Genomic DNA, 16,995 nt, shown 5'->3' on the forward strand with positions numbered 1-16,995 from the left:
TAGCCGAAGTTTTGAGGAGCCGGGAACCTGCTCTCCGCTGTATCTTTTACTGCGCTTCGCTCCGCAAAAGGATGCCGCTGCGATCAGGGCTATGAGAACCCGCTGATTTCGCTGTTCCGCAAAAAAAAACGGACAGAAGTTCTTCTGTCCGTTGGTTATGGATTTTTTATCTCTAAAAGTTGTAGCTCAATGCCATACCGTTTCCGGCAGTTTCGAGTTTGAAGTAAGGTTGGAAAGCCGTTTCTCCACCGTTTTCTAGTGTCAGAGCTTTTTGCGCATTTTTGTTTGACGCAATCGCAAACGGGATTCCAATCGCAACCAAACCGGCACCAATTCCCACTACCGTCCAGGCAGAACCTGCATCATTTTTATATACTACGCCGCTTCTGGTTTCAGTTTTATTTCCCTGCAATGCCGGAATCAAACCAAATCCAATTCCGAAGCCACCCGCATAAGCAAAGATCTGCCCTACAGTGCTGTTTGTGCGTGCCTTACTGAACGCAGTTTTTGCTTCGGGATTGGTGAACACCTCCTTGTATTTGGAAAATTTGTACTCCTGCCCGTCTTTCACGAGGCGGTTTCCGGAAATAGTAACCTGTGCGGATACACACTGTGCAATGAATATTGCAAAAAACAATAGAAATTTGTTCAAATTATAAAATTTCATGCGAAAATATACTAAGTAGACTTATATGGCGAAATATTCATTATGATATTTTGCAGAAGATAAGGAAAACTGGTGAGCAAACTTATTGCTCAGCTTTCAGCAATTTTTTGGTAATTTTATATCAAAACACAAATTATGTTGGTAAAAGTTTATGGAAGCGCAATCTTCGGTGTTTCGGCGCAGACGATTACGATAGAAGTCAACGTAGATTCTCCCGGCGTTGGCTATCATTTGGTCGGTCTGCCGGACAATGCAATCAAGGAAAGCAGCTACCGGATTTCGGCCGCGCTGAAGAATGTTGGTTTCAAGGTTCCGGGCAAGAAAATCACCATCAACATGGCACCTGCCGATCTTCGGAAAGAAGGTTCGGCTTATGACCTGAGCATTGCGCTCGGAATTTTGGCGGCTTCAGACCAAATCAGTGCAGAAAACATCAGTCAGTATATCATCATGGGTGAACTTTCGCTTGATGGCGGCCTGCTGCCGATCAAAGGTGTCTTACCGATCGCGATAAAAGCCCGCGAAGAAGGTTTCAAAGGCATCATTTTACCCAAACAGAACATTCGCGAAGCCGCGATAGTAGACCAACTGGAAGTGTACGGCATAGAAAACATCAAACAAGTTATCGATTTTTTTAACGAAGGCTCGCCGCTGGAGCGTACTACGATTGACACACGCAAAGAATTTCAGGAGAAAATCAATTTCTTTCCGACGGATTTCTCTGAAGTCAAAGGTCAGGAAACCGCGAAACGCGCGATGGAAGTTGCGGCAGCGGGTGGACACAACATCATTCTCATCGGGCCGCCCGGAAGTGGAAAAACCATGCTCGCCAAAAGAGTTCCGAGTATTTTGCCACCTTTAACTTTAAAGGAAGCACTGGAAACTACCAAGATTCATTCAGTGGCCGGAAAAATCGGGACCGAAACTTCGCTGATGACCGTGCGGCCGTTCAGAAGTCCCCACCACACGATTTCGGATGTCGCGCTAGTCGGTGGCGGCAGCTATCCGCAGCCGGGCGAAATTTCCCTCGCGCACAATGGCGTTCTGTTCCTCGACGAAATGCCGGAATTTAAACGCACTGTGCTCGAAGTGATGCGCCAACCACTCGAAGATCGTGAAGTCACGATTTCGCGTGCAAAATTCACGGTGAATTATCCGGCCAGTTTCATGCTCGTGGCAAGCATGAATCCCAGTCCAAGCGGCTACTTTCCCGATGATCCGAACAATACTTCCTCGCAATTCGAGATGCAGCGGTATATGAACAAGCTTTCCGGGCCGCTGCTTGACCGAATTGACATTCATATCGAAGTACAAAAAGTGGAGTTTGAGCAGTTATCAGACAAAAGAAAAGGCGAGAAAAGTGAGGAGATCCGTTCAAGAGTGTTGAAAGCACGCGAAATTCAAACTTTAAGATACCGCGAAGCTGAAATTCATTACAATGCCCAAATGGGTCCGAAAGAAATCGAGAAATACTGCGAACTCGACGTTGCCTCGCAAAATCTCATCAAAACTGCCATGGAAAAACTAAATCTTTCGGCGCGCGCCTACGACCGAATTTTAAAAGTTGCCCGCACGATCGCAGACCTTGAACAGGCTGAAAATTTAAATTCAGGTCATATTTCGGAGGCAATTCAATACCGCAGTTTAGACCGTGAGTTCTGGAATGTTTAAACCAAAATTAAGCTAAGGTGCTACAAAAGGCTTGATGAGTTTTTTGTTTTTCTCGCGGTTTTCAAGTCCTAAATTATAAGAAAAACCTACGCCGAGCGTCTGTTTCATCTGCAGATTCTGCAGTTGGTCGTGGTCATACACCAGATCCAGGCTTATTACGGTTGAGATAAAACGATTGAAACGGATATTCAGCGTACCATTATAAGCGATGTCCACGCGCTCCGGATGATTTACGTAATTGCTGAAAAAATTGATCTGGTTTACAAAATTGATGTCTTTGTAAATTTTCAACCGGTAAAGCACGTTCAGCAAGGCACCAAGCTCTGAGCGTACGCTTTGCCCGTCTCTTTCAAGTCCGTAGCGGCCCGCTTTCTGCAAATAGGGATCGGCTACAAAAGTAAACTTGCCGTTTACAGGTCTGAAAATCAGCTGGAAGTTTTCATTTGGATTGTAAGAAAGACCCAAACCGGCATTCAGATATCCTGGCGCCATAAAACGCGAGATGCGGTCTTTGAACTCAGGATCCGGCGTTTCGGAGTAATTGTACCCCGGCGAGAACTGCGACAGAAACTGGAAACCGGTTGACAGATAGAAATCTTTGCCGATATCATAGCCATAATTAGTCATTACATTGATGAAATCTTCGGTTTTTCGGGAAGATTCACCTTCAGAAGCAACAAATCCGTAGCCTAGCTGAATATGATTATCGAGAAAATGGCGGTTGTTTTTGTAGCTGATGTTATAATTTATCTTGCCGATTACGCCGATGTTGTTATTCCCGCCCGAGTTCCAGTTCGAGAATGAAGATTGGTTGAAAACAAGGTTATTCTGGCCATAAAAAAACCATCTTTTCGGCTGATTCAGCTTTAAAAAATTATACGGTGTCACCGGAATTTCATTTGTTACGGCCGGCACCACCACTGCATCACGAATCACAAGGGTATCTTTGAAATGAACATCAAAATTGATGAGTTTAGGGTTGGCCAGGCTGTCAAGGTCCAGGGAAACCGAATCCCATCTGCGCTGCGAGATTGAATCTATTTCGTGAAAGATGCTGCGGCGTTCCTGCCCGAACAGAAGTGTGGTAGAAAATATCGTCAGTATGCTGAAAAGGTGTTTCATAGCCCGCAAATTTAGGGCAAACAATTATATATTTCAAATTGCGGCGGTTACTGCACGGATTTGTCTTAGAAATTGATGCATAATATTATAATTTAGACATAATTACCTACATTTATTCGTGGCAACAGTTTTGACAAAAGTTCCGAATGCTAAAACAATCCCTTAATTTTAAAGCAGTTTATTATGCCACTGCCATGGTGGCCGCGATGTGGCTGGGCTTTGTGCTTCAGAAGACTGGCATTGTGAGCGGCTGTGATGGCGCGATAATTCCGCTGCATCCGGATGGGCTGAAGGGAGTTTTCTTTTCGCCGTTCCTTCACGGGAATATCGATCACATCTTTGGGAATTCGGTGCCGGTTTTTGTGCTGATATTTTTGCTTTTTCAGTTTTACGGCCGCATCGCGGGCACTATTTTTTTTACCGGATGGTTCGTTTCCTCATTTCTTGTGTGGCTTTTGCCGCCGGTAGATGTGTACACGGGCGAATATTATTCGGTGTGTATCATTGGCGCTAGTGGAATCGTCTATGTTCTCGCGTTTTTCCTTTTTTTCAGCGGACTGTTTCGCTGGAATATGAAGTTGCTCACGGTTTCGCTGGTTGTAGCGCTCTATTACGGAGGACTTGTTTGGGGTGTGATGCCGGAAGAGTTTTTCTACAACCTTGAAGAACCGAGCCGCGTGTCGTGGCAGTCTCACCTGTCCGGTGCCATCGTCGGAATCTTGCTCGCTTTTATGTACCGCAAAAGCGGTGAGAAAGAAAAGCGATTTATCTGGCAGTTCCCGAACTATTACAGCGAAAAAGATGACAAACTCTGGCAGGAGTACAAGGAAAAGTTCCCGGATGATTTCAATGAGTTGCCATACCGCAAGAAAAAGGACAATGCCTGGGAACATTTAGACGAAATCCGTAAGAAGTAATTTTATTTTTGGATAAATTTGAATAAAAATAACCATGTTTTCCGAGGAAACCCTGTATTCCATTGCGCTTCGGCACTGTCCGCTGATCGGCGACAAAATCTTTCGCAGACTTGTTGCGGAAGCTGGTTCGGCAAAGGAAGTCTGGGAACTTTCGAAATCGGGTCTCAGCAATGTATACCGTGTGGGGAAGCGGATTTCTCAGGAAATCGGCAAACCCGAGCATCTTGTTTTTGCCGAAAAGGAGGTCGCCTTCTGCGAGAAAAATAAGATCCGCATCCTGCTTCGTCATCAAGGGGAGCTTCCGCCACAACTTAATGAATGTGAAGATGCGCCCGCTATTCTTTACCAAAAAGGCGAGTGGAAGACCACGCTGCAGACTTTAAGCATTGTCGGGACCCGAAACATCACCTCGTACGGCAAAAGTTTTATTAATGATTTTCTGAATGAAATTAAAGACCACCGGGTCATCACGGTCAGTGGTCTTGCGCTGGGTGTGGATACGGAAGTACACGAGGTTTCCCTAAATAACGGTCTTCCTACGATTGCTGTTCTTGCACACGGTTTCCACACACTGTATCCGAGCAAAAACCGCCGTTTAGCTGAAAAGATCCTGGATAATGGTGGTGCGCTTTTTACAGAATTTAATTCTTCCCAAAAGCCCGATCGTGAAAATTTCATACAGCGCAACAGGATCATCGCCGGACTTTCAGCAGCTACCATCGTCGTTGAAACTGCATTTGGCGGCGGGTCTATGAGCACAGCTACATTTGCCAACAATTATAATCGTGAAGTCTTTGCGCTGCCCGGACGCATTACGGATAAGTTTAGTCAGGGCTGCAACCAACTGATCGTGCAGAATAAAGCGGCTGCCATCTCTACGGTCACTTTACTTGCAGACCAACTTGGTTTTTCGAAAAGCGCAACTGTTGGTGTATTATTTCCGAGTTCGGAAGTACAGATAATGCTGCCGGAAAATCAGAAGCAGCTTCTGGCAGTACTCGACAGGCAGGCCGCACTTTCGCTTGACGAGATTTGCCTCAAACTCGATTTGCCCACTTATCGCGTCTTACCGGTTTTGCTTCAGCTTGAATTACTGGGTTATGTCAAAGCACTTTCGGGACGTCAGTATTTGGCATTATAAGCGATTAATGGTTTTAGAAAATCTATTAATATCCTGTTAACATTCAATTATTTGTATTTTTAAATATGAATTTATTAATTTAACAAAAATAAAGTTTAAAAACATTAAAGTTTCGGCAATTACTAAAAATTATCTTGCAAGTTTTGAAAATAAAATTAAATTTGTTGATAATAATACTCACCCTAAATGGAACATTTTAACGTAGAACAAAAGATCCAGGATTTTATCGCCAAAATAGAGGCGAGAAACCCAAACGAACCCGAATTCCTACAAGCCGTAAAAGAAGTTGCTGTGACCGTAATTCCCTTCATTGCTACTAAAAAGCAGTACAGCGGAATGAAACTCCTTGAGCGTATGGCAGAGCCGGAACGCACCATTATCTTCCGCGTGCCGTGGGTTGATGACAAAGGCGAAATTCAGGTAAACAGAGGTTTCCGGATCCAAATGAATTCTGCAATTGGTCCTTACAAAGGAGGTATCCGTTTCCATCCGACTGTGAATCTTTCGGTACTTAAATTTTTGGCCTTCGAGCAAACATTTAAGAACTCACTTACAACCCTGCCAATGGGCGGCGGTAAAGGTGGTGCAGATTTCGATCCACAGGGAAAATCGGATATGGAGGTGATGCGTTTTTGTCAGGCATACATGACTGAACTTTGCAAGCATATCGGTCCTGAAACCGATGTTCCGGCAGGCGATATCGGTGTAGGTGCAAGGGAAATCGGTTATCTTTTCGGGCAGTATAAGAAAATCAGAAATGAATTCACGGGCGTGCTTACCGGTAAAGGTCTGGCATATGGTGGGTCTCTTATTCGCCCTGAAGCTACCGGTTATGGTGTGGTTTATTTCGCAGAGCAGATGTTGAAGACAATCGGTCAGGATTTCGCAGGCAAAACGGTTACGGTTTCCGGTTTCGGAAATGTGGCTTGGGGTGTAGTGAAAAAAGTCACAGAACTTGGCGGAAAAGTAGTGACAATCTCTGGTCCGGACGGTTATATTTATGATAAAGACGGAATTTCCGGCGAAAAAATAGAGTACTTGCTTGAACTTCGCGCTTCAGGTAACAACCGCGCTGCCGATTATGCCGACAAGTTCCCAAGTGCAGAGTTCCACGCAGGCAAAAGACCGTGGGAGGTAAAATGTGATGTTGCGATTCCGGCAGCAACACAAAACGAACTGTTCCTTGAAGACGCACAAATTCTGGTAGAAAACGGTGTGATCTGCGTAACAGAAGCTGCAAACATGCCTAGCACGCTGGATGCGATCAATCATTTTCTTGACCATAAAGTATTGTTCTCACCGGGTAAAGCCTCTAATGCAGGTGGTGTAGCAACTTCAGGACTTGAGATGACACAGAACTCCATCCGTCTCAACTGGTCTTCCGAAGAAGTTGATGCGCGTCTGAAAGAAATCATGATCGGCATTCACAAGGCTTGCCGCGATTATGGAAAAGAAGAGAGCGGCTATGTAAACTATGTGAAAGGTGCGAATATCGCAGGTTTTGTCAAAGTTGCGGAAGCAATGCTTGCCCAGGGCGTGGTATAAGGAATTTTAACATATTACGACATAAGAAAAGCGTTGAAATTTTTTTCAACGCTTTCTTATTTAATTAATTCAAATCACCGAATTTTTACATTGCCTCCAGTTTTATTGGAGCCTGTTTGGCATTTTCGGCCGGTTTTACGGCTTCATTGACTTTTGCTGGAGATCTTTCAGTAGCGTGTTCAGTTTTTTCATCCCGGCGTCTCGCGGTTTCGATTTCATTGGTTTTAATGTCTGTGGTAACTTTTTTCACCGGTGGCGCGATGGTTTTCGGTGTGCGGACAACCGATTTTGTGTCTGTTTTCTCAACTTTGTCGGTTTGTTGGGCGTTCATCAGTGTTGCGGTTCCAAGCATGATGGCGCAGGCCAATACAATTTTTTTCATCTTTCTTTCTTTTGTGTTTTGTTAATTTTAAAGTGTTCTGATTTCACAATCGTTTTAAAATCAAAACATTAATGCAATTTAGACAAAATTCTTATCTAAAATGTTTTATTTTTTGTCTAAATTTTGCTGCAATTTCTCCACAAAATCAAATGCTGCCGGACAGATCAAGGTATTCTTAATCGTCAAATTATTGATCTGGTAAATCTTCTTACGGTCAGTATGTGGAAACTCGCGACACGCTTTGGGCCGCACATCATAGATCGAACAGAAATTGTCTTCACCGAGAAACGGGCACGGCAGCTGTCGCAAAACTTTATCCTGGTCCTCGTCTGTACGCAGATATTTTTGTTCAAAAACTGCGGGACTCATGCGGAAATGTTTTGCAATCCGTTCAATATCTTTCTCAGTAAAAAGCGGTCCGGTGGTCTTGCAGCAGTTCGCGCATTTAAGGCAGTCGATGTTCTCAAAAACTTCTTCATGCGTTTCCAATACGGTATAATCGAGGTTTTTTGGCGGCTTGCGCTTCAGTGCATCGAGAAACTTTTTGTGTTCTTTCTGCTTCAGTGTGGCCAGATTTTTATGCGCTTTCAGATCCATTCGGCAAAAGTACGCGAATAATTTTTTTTATTTTTAAAGAATTCACGCCTTGTAATCTAAAAGCCAAACTGTTATAAAATCGCTAATTTTGCATTATGAAAAAGATTGAAGACCGCGCTGATATTGAAGTTCTGGTGAACAGATTCTATGATAAGGTTGGGCGCGATGAAAAGATCGGTTTCTTCTTTAATGACGTCGCAAAAGTAGACTGGAGCCAGCATCTTCCGAAAATGTATGCATTCTGGGAAACGCTTCTTTTTGGTCAGATTTCATACAAGGGAAACCCCATGGCGGTACATTTTCCAATCAATGCAGAGGTGCCGATCGAAAAAGACCATTTTGCGCATTGGCTTGCGTTGTGGACAGAAACTGTAGAGGAGAATTTTACCGGAGAAATGGCGGATTTGGCTATTTATAAAGCAACAAATATCGCCAATCTGATGGCGCACAAGATGGAAGTCGCACGCCGTTAAGTGACTTTAAGTATTTGATAATCTGTTCAAAATCAATTTTCCTGATTATTCTTAAGGAAAAATTACGGTGAATATGTATGCCGCTAAATTGACCAACAGTACAGTTCCGTACAGATGATTCGTTTTTCCCCGGCTTAATGAAAGCATCACGGTAAATACCGACAGTGCGAGCAAGATTATCGATTTCAGATCGAGGCCCAAAACAAACGGGATATCGTACACAATACACACGATCGATATCGCCGGAATCGTGAGCCCTACACTCGCAAGCGCCGATCCCAAACCTAGGTTGATCGACGTTTGAATCTGGTTTTTTGCTGCCGCACGGACCGCCGCGAAACCTTCGGGAAGTAATACGACGGTTGCGATAATCACACCGACCAACGCACGTGGCGCACCCACGGATTCAACAAAATCTTCGATCACTGGCGATAAACCTTTAGCCATAAAAATCACAACGGCCAGACATATAATCAGCAGCACCAAACTTATCGCGGTCTTCATATTGCTCGGCGGATCAGCCTCGTGCGTTGTTTGATCTGCTTCAGTCACGATAAAATAATTCCTGTGGCGAACCGTCTGGAACATCAGGAACGCAATATAGATCGCGAGACAGGCCACAGCGACAAAAACCAATTGGGCGTTGCTGTAGAAAGGTCCGTTGACAGATGAGGTGTAATTTGGTAAAATCAGCGTAAGCACAAGAATAGCAACCAAACTCACGAGATAGGTTGTGGCGGAACTCCGCATAAAGAACTGTTCTTTATATTTTCGGCTTCCAACCCAGATACACATGCCCAAAATTCCGTTTAAAATCAGCATTACGGCCGCAAAAACCGTGTCACGTGCATAAGTCAGCGCGCCTTCGCTGCCCGAAAGCATGAATGAAATGATCAGACCTACTTCAAGCACCGTGATACAAATCGCGAGGATAATAGTACCATACGGCTCACCCACACGGTGCGCCACCACTTCAGCATGGTGTACCGCTGCCAGCACGGTAGCAAAAAGCAAAACAGCTGCGATAATATTCGAAGTTACCGAATCCGACAAAAAACCGCCAAGATAAAATAGGGCGGCTATTAAGGGAAAGACGATATACCACTGAAGTGCTTTTTTTATTTTCATAAAGTCGGTTTTTACAATTATACGAAAATGATTTAAAAATCACGATATGGTGACTTAAAAAATCTAAAATTTCCAAAGATGAAAATCCTGAAAATCTGTCACCATATGTAAAACCAAACCAATGCAGATGATGCGGTAATTCCCTTTTAGGAACAGTGCGCCGAGCAAATACAGCGCAACCATTGGATATGTGTGCAGCAAATGGAAACCGATACTGCCGCGGTGCGGATCAAAAATAGGAACTGCCCAAAGATGATCGAGGTCGACAAGCATTGTCGCGAGTAGGATGAGGTACACTTTGCGCCAATTATCTTTAAAAAATAAAAGAGCGATGAAATAAGGAAAGATAAAATGCAGAAAATAATGGCTGATCTCCCGCATATAAAAAATATTTTCCATCAGATGCGGCCTTTTAAAAAATCCTGACGCAGGTGCGGCGAAAGTTTCTCTATTGCGTAACGAAGCGTAGTTCGCGGCATTTTGTGGTAATGCAGTTTCAGAAAGGCCATAAATTCGGTCTCGCCTTTATTTCCCATTTCGCGGAGAAGCCAGCCGTTGGCTTTGTGCATCAGATCGTGTGGATGTTGCAGATTTTTGAGCACAATTTTCTTTAACAGGTCAAATTCACCGCGTTTTACGTAATACATCGTGCTTACGATGGCAATCCTTTTGCTCCAAAGATTCTCCTCCTCAGCAAGTTTTAACAGAAGTTCCGGGTTGTCTGTTTCGTAGGCGTGCCGACCCAGAATTTTGTAACACGAATTATCTACCAGATCCCAGTTGTTGATGAACTGTTTATTTTTAAGATAAAAACCGACAATTTCCTCCTTTGCCTCTTCGGATTTTGTTTTTTCGTATTTGCTAACTAGCATCAGCAGTGCGCTGTGCCGGTGTTCATGGATTTTGGAAGACAGAAGTTCGGCAATTTCCTCTAAAGATATTCGACTCCAGTATTCTTTCACAATTTTCCTTTGATCCGGAACGGTAACGCCGATGAATTGGTCGCCTTCAGCGTACTGACCTTTTCCGGCTTTAAAGAATCTTGGGAAAAATTCAGCTTTTTCGGGCAGCGCAAGCACACGGAGTGCGTTCTTTATTTCATCAGCGGTTGTCATCTGTACTTAAAGTCAATCATTTTCCTCCTCTTCGTGATACTCGAAAAGAAAATCATTGTACGGAAACCTTGAAATATGAATTTTTAATACTTCATCGTAAATCAGTTTCTTCATTTCGGGGAAGTTTTCCTTCGTCAAAGCGGAAATGAACACCGTTGGATATTTAGATTTTGACATCCAGGTTTTTTGCCATTCAGACAGCGAAATATTTTTGCGGGTTTCGGGTGTGAGATCGTCTTCTTCCTTTTTTTCATAGCTGAAATCATCTATTTTATTGAAAACCATCACCATCGGTTTCTGGTGCGCATTTATTTCCATTAAAATCTGATTTACAGAATCGATGTGGTCTTCGAAACTTTCATGCGAAATATCCACCACGTGAATCAGTAGATCGGCCTCGCGAACTTCATCCAAAGTTGATTTGAAACTCTCTACAAGCTGCGTTGGGAGTTTTCTGATAAATCCAACAGTGTCGGTAAGCAGAAACGGCAAATTGCCGATGACCACCTTTCTTACTGTTGTGTCAAGTGTGGCGAAAAGTTTATTCTCTGCAAAAACTTCGGACTTTGAAATAGCGTTCATCAACGTCGATTTTCCCACGTTGGTGTAACCCACCAACGCCGCCCGAACCACTTTTCCGCGGTTGTTGCGCTGCGTTGCCATCTGGCGGTCGATAGTTTTCAGTTTTTCTTTTAGCAGGGAAATCCTGTCGCGGATGATCCGTCGGTCAGTTTCGATCTCCGTTTCACCCGGACCACGCATCCCGATACCCCCTTTCTGTCTTTCAAGGTGGGTCCACATTCGCGTAAGGCGAGGTAGAAGGTATTGATATTGAGCAAGTTCGACTTGTGTCCGCGCATAAGAAGTCTGTGCACGCTGCGCAAAAATATCGAGGATCAAATTGGTGCGGTCGAGGATTTTTACCTCAATTTCTCTTTCGAGGTTTTTAAGTTGGGACGGTGAAAGTTCGTCATCGAAAATCACTGTTCCGACTTCATTTTCTTTCACATAATCGCGGATTTCCTGCGCCTTACCGCTGCCGATGAAGGTTTTCGGGTCCGGCTGAGTGAGTTTTTGTGTGAAACGTTTGATCACCGTCGCGCCTGCGGTATCTGCCAAAAATTCAAGCTCGTCCATATATTCCACGAGCTTTTCCTCGTCCTGGTGTTGCGTGATAAGGCCGACTAGAACGGCTGTTTCGTATTTGTGTGCTTTATCTTCAAGCATAGATTATCTTTTATTTAATGTCTGATTTTACAAATTTAAGGTATTTGACGGTCATAAATAAATTTACAGAAAATAAGGATTGTAGTTGCGGCCACGGCGATGCTGTTTGTCACCATCATGGAGATGTGATCCTGCAAAATCCCGTACCAAAGCCACAGCGCGGAACTTACCACACCGATGATGCAGGTGACAAGTGAGATTTCTTCTGCAGATTTTTCTTTGATAATTTTTATGATTTGAGGTATAAACAGTGCCGAGGAAAGCCCTCCGGCCACAAATCCGATTATTTCTGGGTTTAATGCCATCTGGATGCGATATTTTCTTGTAGCAAACCATTTTTATGCCGCTATTTAGTTAATTTTAAATACCAAAACGACGCGTATGAAACCTAAAGCTTTCGAAACGGAGCGGCTGACGCTCACGCCTGTTTCCACCGATGATGCTGAACTGATCTTCAGACTTTACAATGAGCCGAAATTCATCGAGTTTATCGGAGATAAAAATATCCGTTCGGTTGAGGATGCGGACCGGTATATTAAAGAAAAATTTCACCCTCACATCGAGCAGTTCGGTTTCGGGAATTATGTCATCACCAGGAAAAGTGACGGTATTAAGTTGGGGACGGTGGGCGTTTTTGGCAGGGAAGGACTCGAAGTTCATGATATCGGTTTTGCGCTTTTACCTGAGTTTGAAAATGGCGGTTATGCACTTGAGGCTGCGCAGAAACTGTTTGAGGCTGCGATTTCAGAATTCGGTCTGAAGAAAATTTCGGCCATCACAACCCACGCCAATTTAAAGTCTCAAAAGTTAATTGCAAAACTCGGGATGAAATTCGTTAAAAACGTCCGGTTACCCGGCGACGGCGAGGAACTTCGCTATTTTGAAAGTTAAAAAACAAAAAAAAAGAAACGCGGGCGCGTTTCTCTTATATTTAAAAAATAAAAATTTAGTTCGGTTTCCAGTCAACCACCGCGCGGATGAACGCTTCCGCATTTTCGAGCGGGATGTCGGGTAAAATTCCGTGACCTAAGTTCACGATATATCTGTCTTTTCCGAAATGGACGATCATTTCGTTGACCATTTTTTTAATGGTTTCCGGCGAAGAATACAGCCTTGAAGGATCAAAATTACCCTGCAGCGTCATGTTTTCGCCAACGAGTTTTCGCGCAATTTCCGGACGGATCGTCCAGTCTACGCCAAGCGCGGAAGATTTAGACAAACTCATTTCCTCCAGCGCGAACCAGCAGCCTTTACCAAAAACCACCACGTGCGTAAGTGGACTTAAAGCTTCCACTATTTGGTTGATATACGGCCACGAGAACTCCTGATAGTCATAAGGCGACAACATACCGCCCCACGAGTCGAACACCTGAACGGCAGAAACGCCTTTTTCTACTTTTCTTTTAAGATAAGCGATCGTAGTATCTGTAATTTTTTGCAACAGCAAATGCGCAGCCTCCGGATTTTCAAAACAGAATTTCTTAGCAACGTCAAATGCTTTAGAACCTTTCCCTTCCACGCAATAGCACAAAATTGTCCACGGTGAACCCGCGAACCCGATCAGTGGAATCTGCTTGTCGAGTTTGTGCAGCGTAAGTTCAATAGCATCGAAAACATAACCCAAAGTATCATCCACATTCGGCACTTCAATTTCCTGAACCTGCTCCAATGTGCGGATCGGCGTCTCAAGCCACGGACCTACACCTTCCCTCATTTCGAAGTCGATGCCCATCGCCTGCGGAACTACCAGGATGTCTGAAAAAAGTATAGCGGCATCCAGCGGATATCTGCGGATTGGCATCATGGTGATTTCAGCGGCAAGTTCCGGTGTGCGGCAGCGCGTGAAAAAATCATACTCATCGCGCATCGCACGGAATTCCGGCAGGAATCTGCCAGCCTGTCTCATCATCCATACCGGCGGCCTTTCTACGGTTTCGCCTTTCAACGCCTTTATATACAGGTCATTTTTAATCATATCTTTTATTTTAACTTTGCTGCTATTCGGTTCTTGCGATGAGACGCAACAGATCCTCCATAGTGCTTTCCTTACTTGTGATAATTGGGTTTTTTGTGAACTTCTTAATTTCCTTTTCGGTAGTTTCACCAATGGAATATATCTTAATATTATCCAAAGAATTAAACTTTGCAAAACTACGAACTCCGCTCGGGCTAAAAAAGCAAACCGCATCATAAGTGCCGGTGACTTTTGGGTAAAGCAGCACGGTTTCGTACACCGGAATCTTTCGGTAAGAGATGTTCTGCAGCGGCAGGGTTTTATTTAAAACGTCGAGGGCCAGGTTTCCGCAGAAATGCAGAAAATTTTCCTTCGAGCTGTTTTCTATAATGAATTCTGAAAGTTCCTTCGCGTGCCGGGTTACTTTGAAGGTTCCGAAACCATATTTCCGCAGTTCTTTCTTGGTGGTAATGCCTACAGTGTAAATTTTATTGAAATTCCGGCTGGTGAAATTTTCGTCTGGTCTGAAGCCGTTTTCGAAAAAGCTCTTCACCGCATTTACACTTGTGAAAATCAGCGATTTATTTTTGAGGTCAAACGGTTCAACCTGCATCGGAACTATTTTGATCACTTCTACAAAATCATAAGAAAAATGACTCCCTAATTTCTTGGAAATCATCATTTTATTAAAGTTCTTTGTGAAAAGTATCCGCATCAGTTCTATTTTAATGCGCTTTTTATTTCTTGCATCAGTTCACGTCCGCCGTTATCCAGGATTTTTTGTGCCATCACTTTACCAAAATCTTCATTTTCATTCCATTCGAAGATTTCATCGGTTTCAATACAGTTTTGTCCGTCAAGCGAGCAAATCCGGCCTATAAAACGGATTTCATTGTGGTCATTTATTTCAGCGAACGCACCGATTGGCGCTGTGCAACCTCCTTCAAGTGTATTTAGGAAACTTCTTTCAATATTTACACAGATCCTGGTTTCGCGATGGTCTACATCGCGGAATAATTCTTTGGTTTCCAGATCGTCCGCACGTCCGCAGATTGCCACGACGCCCTGTGCAGGTGCCGATATCATCATCGGAAGATGTTCATAATCAACCTTTAAGCCCATTCTTTCAATGGCCGCAAGAGAAAACATCGTCGCATCAAAATCATTCTCCTCGAGTTTGTTCAGACGCGTCTGAACATTACCGCGAATGTCAGCAAATTCAGTTTCCGGAAATTCTTTAAGCCAAAATGCACGGCGGCGCAGACTGCTCGTGGCTACTTTCAGCATGTGCAGGTCCAGCGTAGCAGCATCTTTTTTTCGAACCAAAACATCCTGTGGATAATCTCTTTCAAGAACCGCGATGATTTCAATGTTTTCGGGAAGATTTGTCGGGATATCTTTCAGCGAATGTACTGCAACGTCAACCTGATTATTAAGAAGTGCAATATCCAGATCGCGCGTGAAGACACCGGTAATCCCAAGACTGTAAAGCGGCTGTGTAAGATTTTTGTCGCCGGTGGAAACGATTGGGGTGATATCTGTTGTGTAATTTTTATTCTGAAGGTGTCTGGCTACTTCGCGTGCCTGCCATAGGGCGAGCGGCGAGTTGCGCGTGCCGATCTTAATGCTTTTCATTGAATTCGTTATTAGGCTGTTCAACTAAAATCTCGTGCATTAATCTGCTGACTTCCTCTGCTTTCCACGGATTGTCGATTATATATTTGGCAAAACGGTTCGTAATCTTTTGGATCATTTTATTAGACAGCTGCATGTCATTCACATCTACATATTTATGTTTTTTGTGAATGTTGTGCATCTCGTTCCGTTCCATATTTTTCAGGACGGCTTTAAAATGATGGATATTGGGCGCCATTTTACGCTTCTTTTCCCATTCCAGAAAGTCTTTGGTCATTTCACGGATGATTTCTTCGGCTTTTGGAATCTCCTTTTGGCGAGTCTCCATCGTTTCATTGATCTGCTTGGAAAGGCCGTCTACATCTACCAGTTTTACATTTGGATTTTCGGTGATGTCTTTTTCTACATTATTCGGGATCGAAAGGTCGATCACCAACGTTTCTTTACCGTTCGGAAAATGCGTTTTATTGATGATCGGATGCTGCGCACCGGTCGCCACAATGAGAATATCAGTCTGGCTGAGCTCTGTTTGCAACTGTCCGAACTCAATATGAGGTATCTTGTATTTTTCTGCTATTTTCTCCGCCTTGTCAGCGCTTCGGTTTGCTACTTTCACACGCGGTTTATACACGTGTTTTACTAAATTTTCAACGGTATTCTGACCAATTTCGCCCACACCGAGCAGCAAAATGTTTTTGTCTGAAATCTGTGGTTGGTTCTTTAGGATATAGTGAACTGCTGCGTAGGAAACGGATGCGGCACCGGTAGAAATTCCGGTTTCATTCTTAATTCTCTTTGAAATCTGTATGGCTGAATTTATAGCACGTTCAAGAAATGGGTTTGCGTTTTTCCTTTCTTTTTTAAAGCGGTGATACGCATTCTTAATTTGCCCTATAATCTCAAAATCACCGATGATCTGACTTTCCAAGCCCGCTGCTACGCGGAAAAGGTGGTTCAGCGCTTCTTCATGCTTGAGGATATTCACATGCTTCATGAATTCTGAAAGGCTTACCCCGATTGTTTTGCAGTAAAGTTCCGCTACAAGCAGATAATTGGTAGATGTAGTATAGATCTCTGTACGGTTGCAGGTAGAAACTACGAAGGCATCACCCAGGTTAAGCGCGTGCAGATTGCTCACGAACTCCTTGATGTGGTCATCGAAGAACGAAAACTTACCACGCGTAGCCGCATCAGCTTTCTCGAAACTTACGCTGAGGACGGCAAAATTGGCGGTTTTGTGAATGTTCGGATCTTGGTTCATAAAGCAAGCGCAAATTTAAGACTTTAAATTGAATTGGCGAAAGTTAGCAGCCGAAGCATTGGCGCTAATAGGGTACATCTATCACAACCGTTACCGTGAAATTTTGCCTGACGCGAAATATTTAACCCACAAAAAAGTTTATAAGTTAAACCGGACAATT

Annotated in this window: 19 protein-coding genes; 6 read left to right on the forward strand and 13 right to left on the reverse strand. The window is 43.7% G+C overall.

What is annotated here, in order from left to right; genetic code table 11:
* Positions 1-172 precede the first annotated feature (172 nt).
* Positions 173-652 carry a hypothetical protein gene (locus QEP06_RS07505; protein ID WP_285269727.1) on the reverse strand — a complete coding sequence of 160 codons (480 nt, stop codon included), beginning with the start codon at positions 650-652 and terminating at the stop codon, positions 173-175.
* Positions 653-802: 150 nt separating this feature from the next.
* On the opposite strand from QEP06_RS07505, the gene QEP06_RS07510 reads away from it, so the two are divergent.
* Positions 803-2,338 carry a YifB family Mg chelatase-like AAA ATPase gene (locus QEP06_RS07510; protein WP_285269728.1) on the forward strand — a complete coding sequence of 512 codons (1,536 nt, stop codon included), beginning with the start codon at positions 803-805 and terminating at the stop codon, positions 2,336-2,338.
* A gap of 12 nt (positions 2,339-2,350) precedes the next feature.
* On the opposite strand, the gene QEP06_RS07515 is transcribed toward QEP06_RS07510, so the two are convergent.
* Positions 2,351-3,460, reverse strand: a complete 1,110-nt coding sequence (locus QEP06_RS07515; RefSeq protein WP_425256192.1) for a DUF3078 domain-containing protein — start codon at positions 3,458-3,460, stop codon at positions 2,351-2,353.
* A 146-nt stretch (positions 3,461-3,606) separates the two neighbouring features.
* Here QEP06_RS07515 and QEP06_RS07520 point away from each other — a divergent pair, with 146 nt between their 5' ends.
* The 3 genes from QEP06_RS07520 to gdhA all read left to right on the forward strand — a co-directional run bounded on the left by QEP06_RS07520 (position 3,607) and on the right by gdhA (position 7,063).
* A complete protein-coding gene (locus tag QEP06_RS07520; RefSeq protein ID WP_285269729.1) occupies positions 3,607-4,377 on the forward strand; it encodes a rhomboid family intramembrane serine protease in 771 nt (256 codons plus the stop codon).
* A 34-nt stretch (positions 4,378-4,411) separates the two neighbouring features.
* Positions 4,412-5,518 carry a DNA-processing protein DprA gene (dprA, locus tag QEP06_RS07525; RefSeq protein WP_285269730.1) on the forward strand — a complete coding sequence of 369 codons (1,107 nt, stop codon included), beginning with the start codon at positions 4,412-4,414 and terminating at the stop codon, positions 5,516-5,518.
* 186 nt (positions 5,519-5,704) lie between these two features.
* Complete coding sequence (gene gdhA / locus QEP06_RS07530; RefSeq protein ID WP_285269731.1) at positions 5,705-7,063, forward strand: NADP-specific glutamate dehydrogenase; 1,359 nt, start codon at positions 5,705-5,707, stop codon at positions 7,061-7,063.
* A gap of 85 nt (positions 7,064-7,148) precedes the next feature.
* Here the strand turns inward: gdhA and QEP06_RS07535 are convergent, their stop codons facing one another.
* Positions 7,149-7,445, reverse strand: a complete 297-nt coding sequence (locus QEP06_RS07535; protein ID WP_285269732.1) for a hypothetical protein — start codon at positions 7,443-7,445, stop codon at positions 7,149-7,151.
* 105 nt (positions 7,446-7,550) lie between these two features.
* Positions 7,551-8,042, reverse strand: coding sequence for a YkgJ family cysteine cluster protein (locus QEP06_RS07540; protein WP_251832470.1), 492 nt, complete (start codon positions 8,040-8,042; stop codon positions 7,551-7,553).
* Between the two features lie 95 nt (positions 8,043-8,137).
* On the opposite strand from QEP06_RS07540, the gene QEP06_RS07545 reads away from it, so the two are divergent.
* A complete protein-coding gene (locus QEP06_RS07545; protein WP_285269733.1) occupies positions 8,138-8,515 on the forward strand; it encodes a group III truncated hemoglobin in 378 nt (125 codons plus the stop codon).
* Positions 8,516-8,566: 51 nt separating this feature from the next.
* Here QEP06_RS07545 and QEP06_RS07550 read toward each other — a convergent pair whose 3' ends face one another.
* The 5 genes from QEP06_RS07550 to QEP06_RS07570 form a co-directional block, all read right to left on the reverse strand.
* A complete protein-coding gene (locus QEP06_RS07550) occupies positions 8,567-9,643 on the reverse strand; it encodes a calcium:cation antiporter (RefSeq protein ID WP_285269734.1) in 1,077 nt (358 codons plus the stop codon).
* A gap of 63 nt (positions 9,644-9,706) precedes the next feature.
* Positions 9,707-10,042: a DUF6122 family protein gene (locus tag QEP06_RS07555; protein WP_285269735.1), complete on the reverse strand. Its 336-nt coding sequence runs from the start codon at positions 10,040-10,042 to the stop codon at positions 9,707-9,709.
* Entirely contained in the window at positions 10,042-10,758 is a 717-nt protein-coding gene (locus tag QEP06_RS07560; protein WP_285269736.1) for a DNA alkylation repair protein, read from the reverse strand. The genes QEP06_RS07555 and QEP06_RS07560 overlap by 1 nt, the downstream gene beginning before the upstream one ends.
* Before the next feature lie 12 nt (positions 10,759-10,770).
* Positions 10,771-11,985, reverse strand: a complete 1,215-nt coding sequence (hflX, locus tag QEP06_RS07565; protein WP_285269737.1) for a GTPase HflX — start codon at positions 11,983-11,985, stop codon at positions 10,771-10,773.
* A 35-nt stretch (positions 11,986-12,020) separates the two neighbouring features.
* The gene (locus QEP06_RS07570) at positions 12,021-12,290 is read right to left on the reverse strand and encodes a SemiSWEET family sugar transporter (protein ID WP_285269738.1); all 270 of its coding nucleotides are present in this window, start codon (positions 12,288-12,290) and stop codon (positions 12,021-12,023) included.
* 76 nt (positions 12,291-12,366) lie between these two features.
* Here QEP06_RS07570 and QEP06_RS07575 point away from each other — a divergent pair, with 76 nt between their 5' ends.
* Complete coding sequence (locus QEP06_RS07575) at positions 12,367-12,876, forward strand: GNAT family N-acetyltransferase (protein ID WP_285269739.1); 510 nt, start codon at positions 12,367-12,369, stop codon at positions 12,874-12,876.
* Between the two features lie 55 nt (positions 12,877-12,931).
* Here the strand turns inward: QEP06_RS07575 and hemE are convergent, their stop codons facing one another.
* The 4 genes from hemE to hemA are packed head-to-tail and all read right to left on the reverse strand — an operon-like array spanning position 12,932 to position 16,835.
* Positions 12,932-13,960 (reverse strand): uroporphyrinogen decarboxylase, encoded by a 1,029-nt coding sequence (hemE, locus tag QEP06_RS07580; protein WP_285269740.1) that lies wholly within the window; start codon positions 13,958-13,960, stop codon positions 12,932-12,934.
* 22 nt (positions 13,961-13,982) lie between these two features.
* Complete coding sequence (locus QEP06_RS07585) at positions 13,983-14,654, reverse strand: uroporphyrinogen-III synthase (RefSeq protein ID WP_285269741.1); 672 nt, start codon at positions 14,652-14,654, stop codon at positions 13,983-13,985.
* 5 nt (positions 14,655-14,659) lie between these two features.
* Positions 14,660-15,574 carry a hydroxymethylbilane synthase gene (hemC, locus tag QEP06_RS07590; protein ID WP_285269742.1) on the reverse strand — a complete coding sequence of 305 codons (915 nt, stop codon included), beginning with the start codon at positions 15,572-15,574 and terminating at the stop codon, positions 14,660-14,662.
* Positions 15,561-16,835, reverse strand: a complete 1,275-nt coding sequence (gene hemA / locus QEP06_RS07595) for a glutamyl-tRNA reductase (RefSeq protein ID WP_285269743.1) — start codon at positions 16,833-16,835, stop codon at positions 15,561-15,563. Before hemA ends, hemC begins: the two co-directional genes overlap by 14 nt.
* Positions 16,836-16,995: the final 160 nt, after the last annotated feature.

Origin of the sequence: Kaistella rhinocerotis (assembly GCF_030243905.1) — a bacterium.
Taxonomy (GTDB): domain Bacteria; phylum Bacteroidota; class Bacteroidia; order Flavobacteriales; family Weeksellaceae; genus Kaistella; species Kaistella rhinocerotis.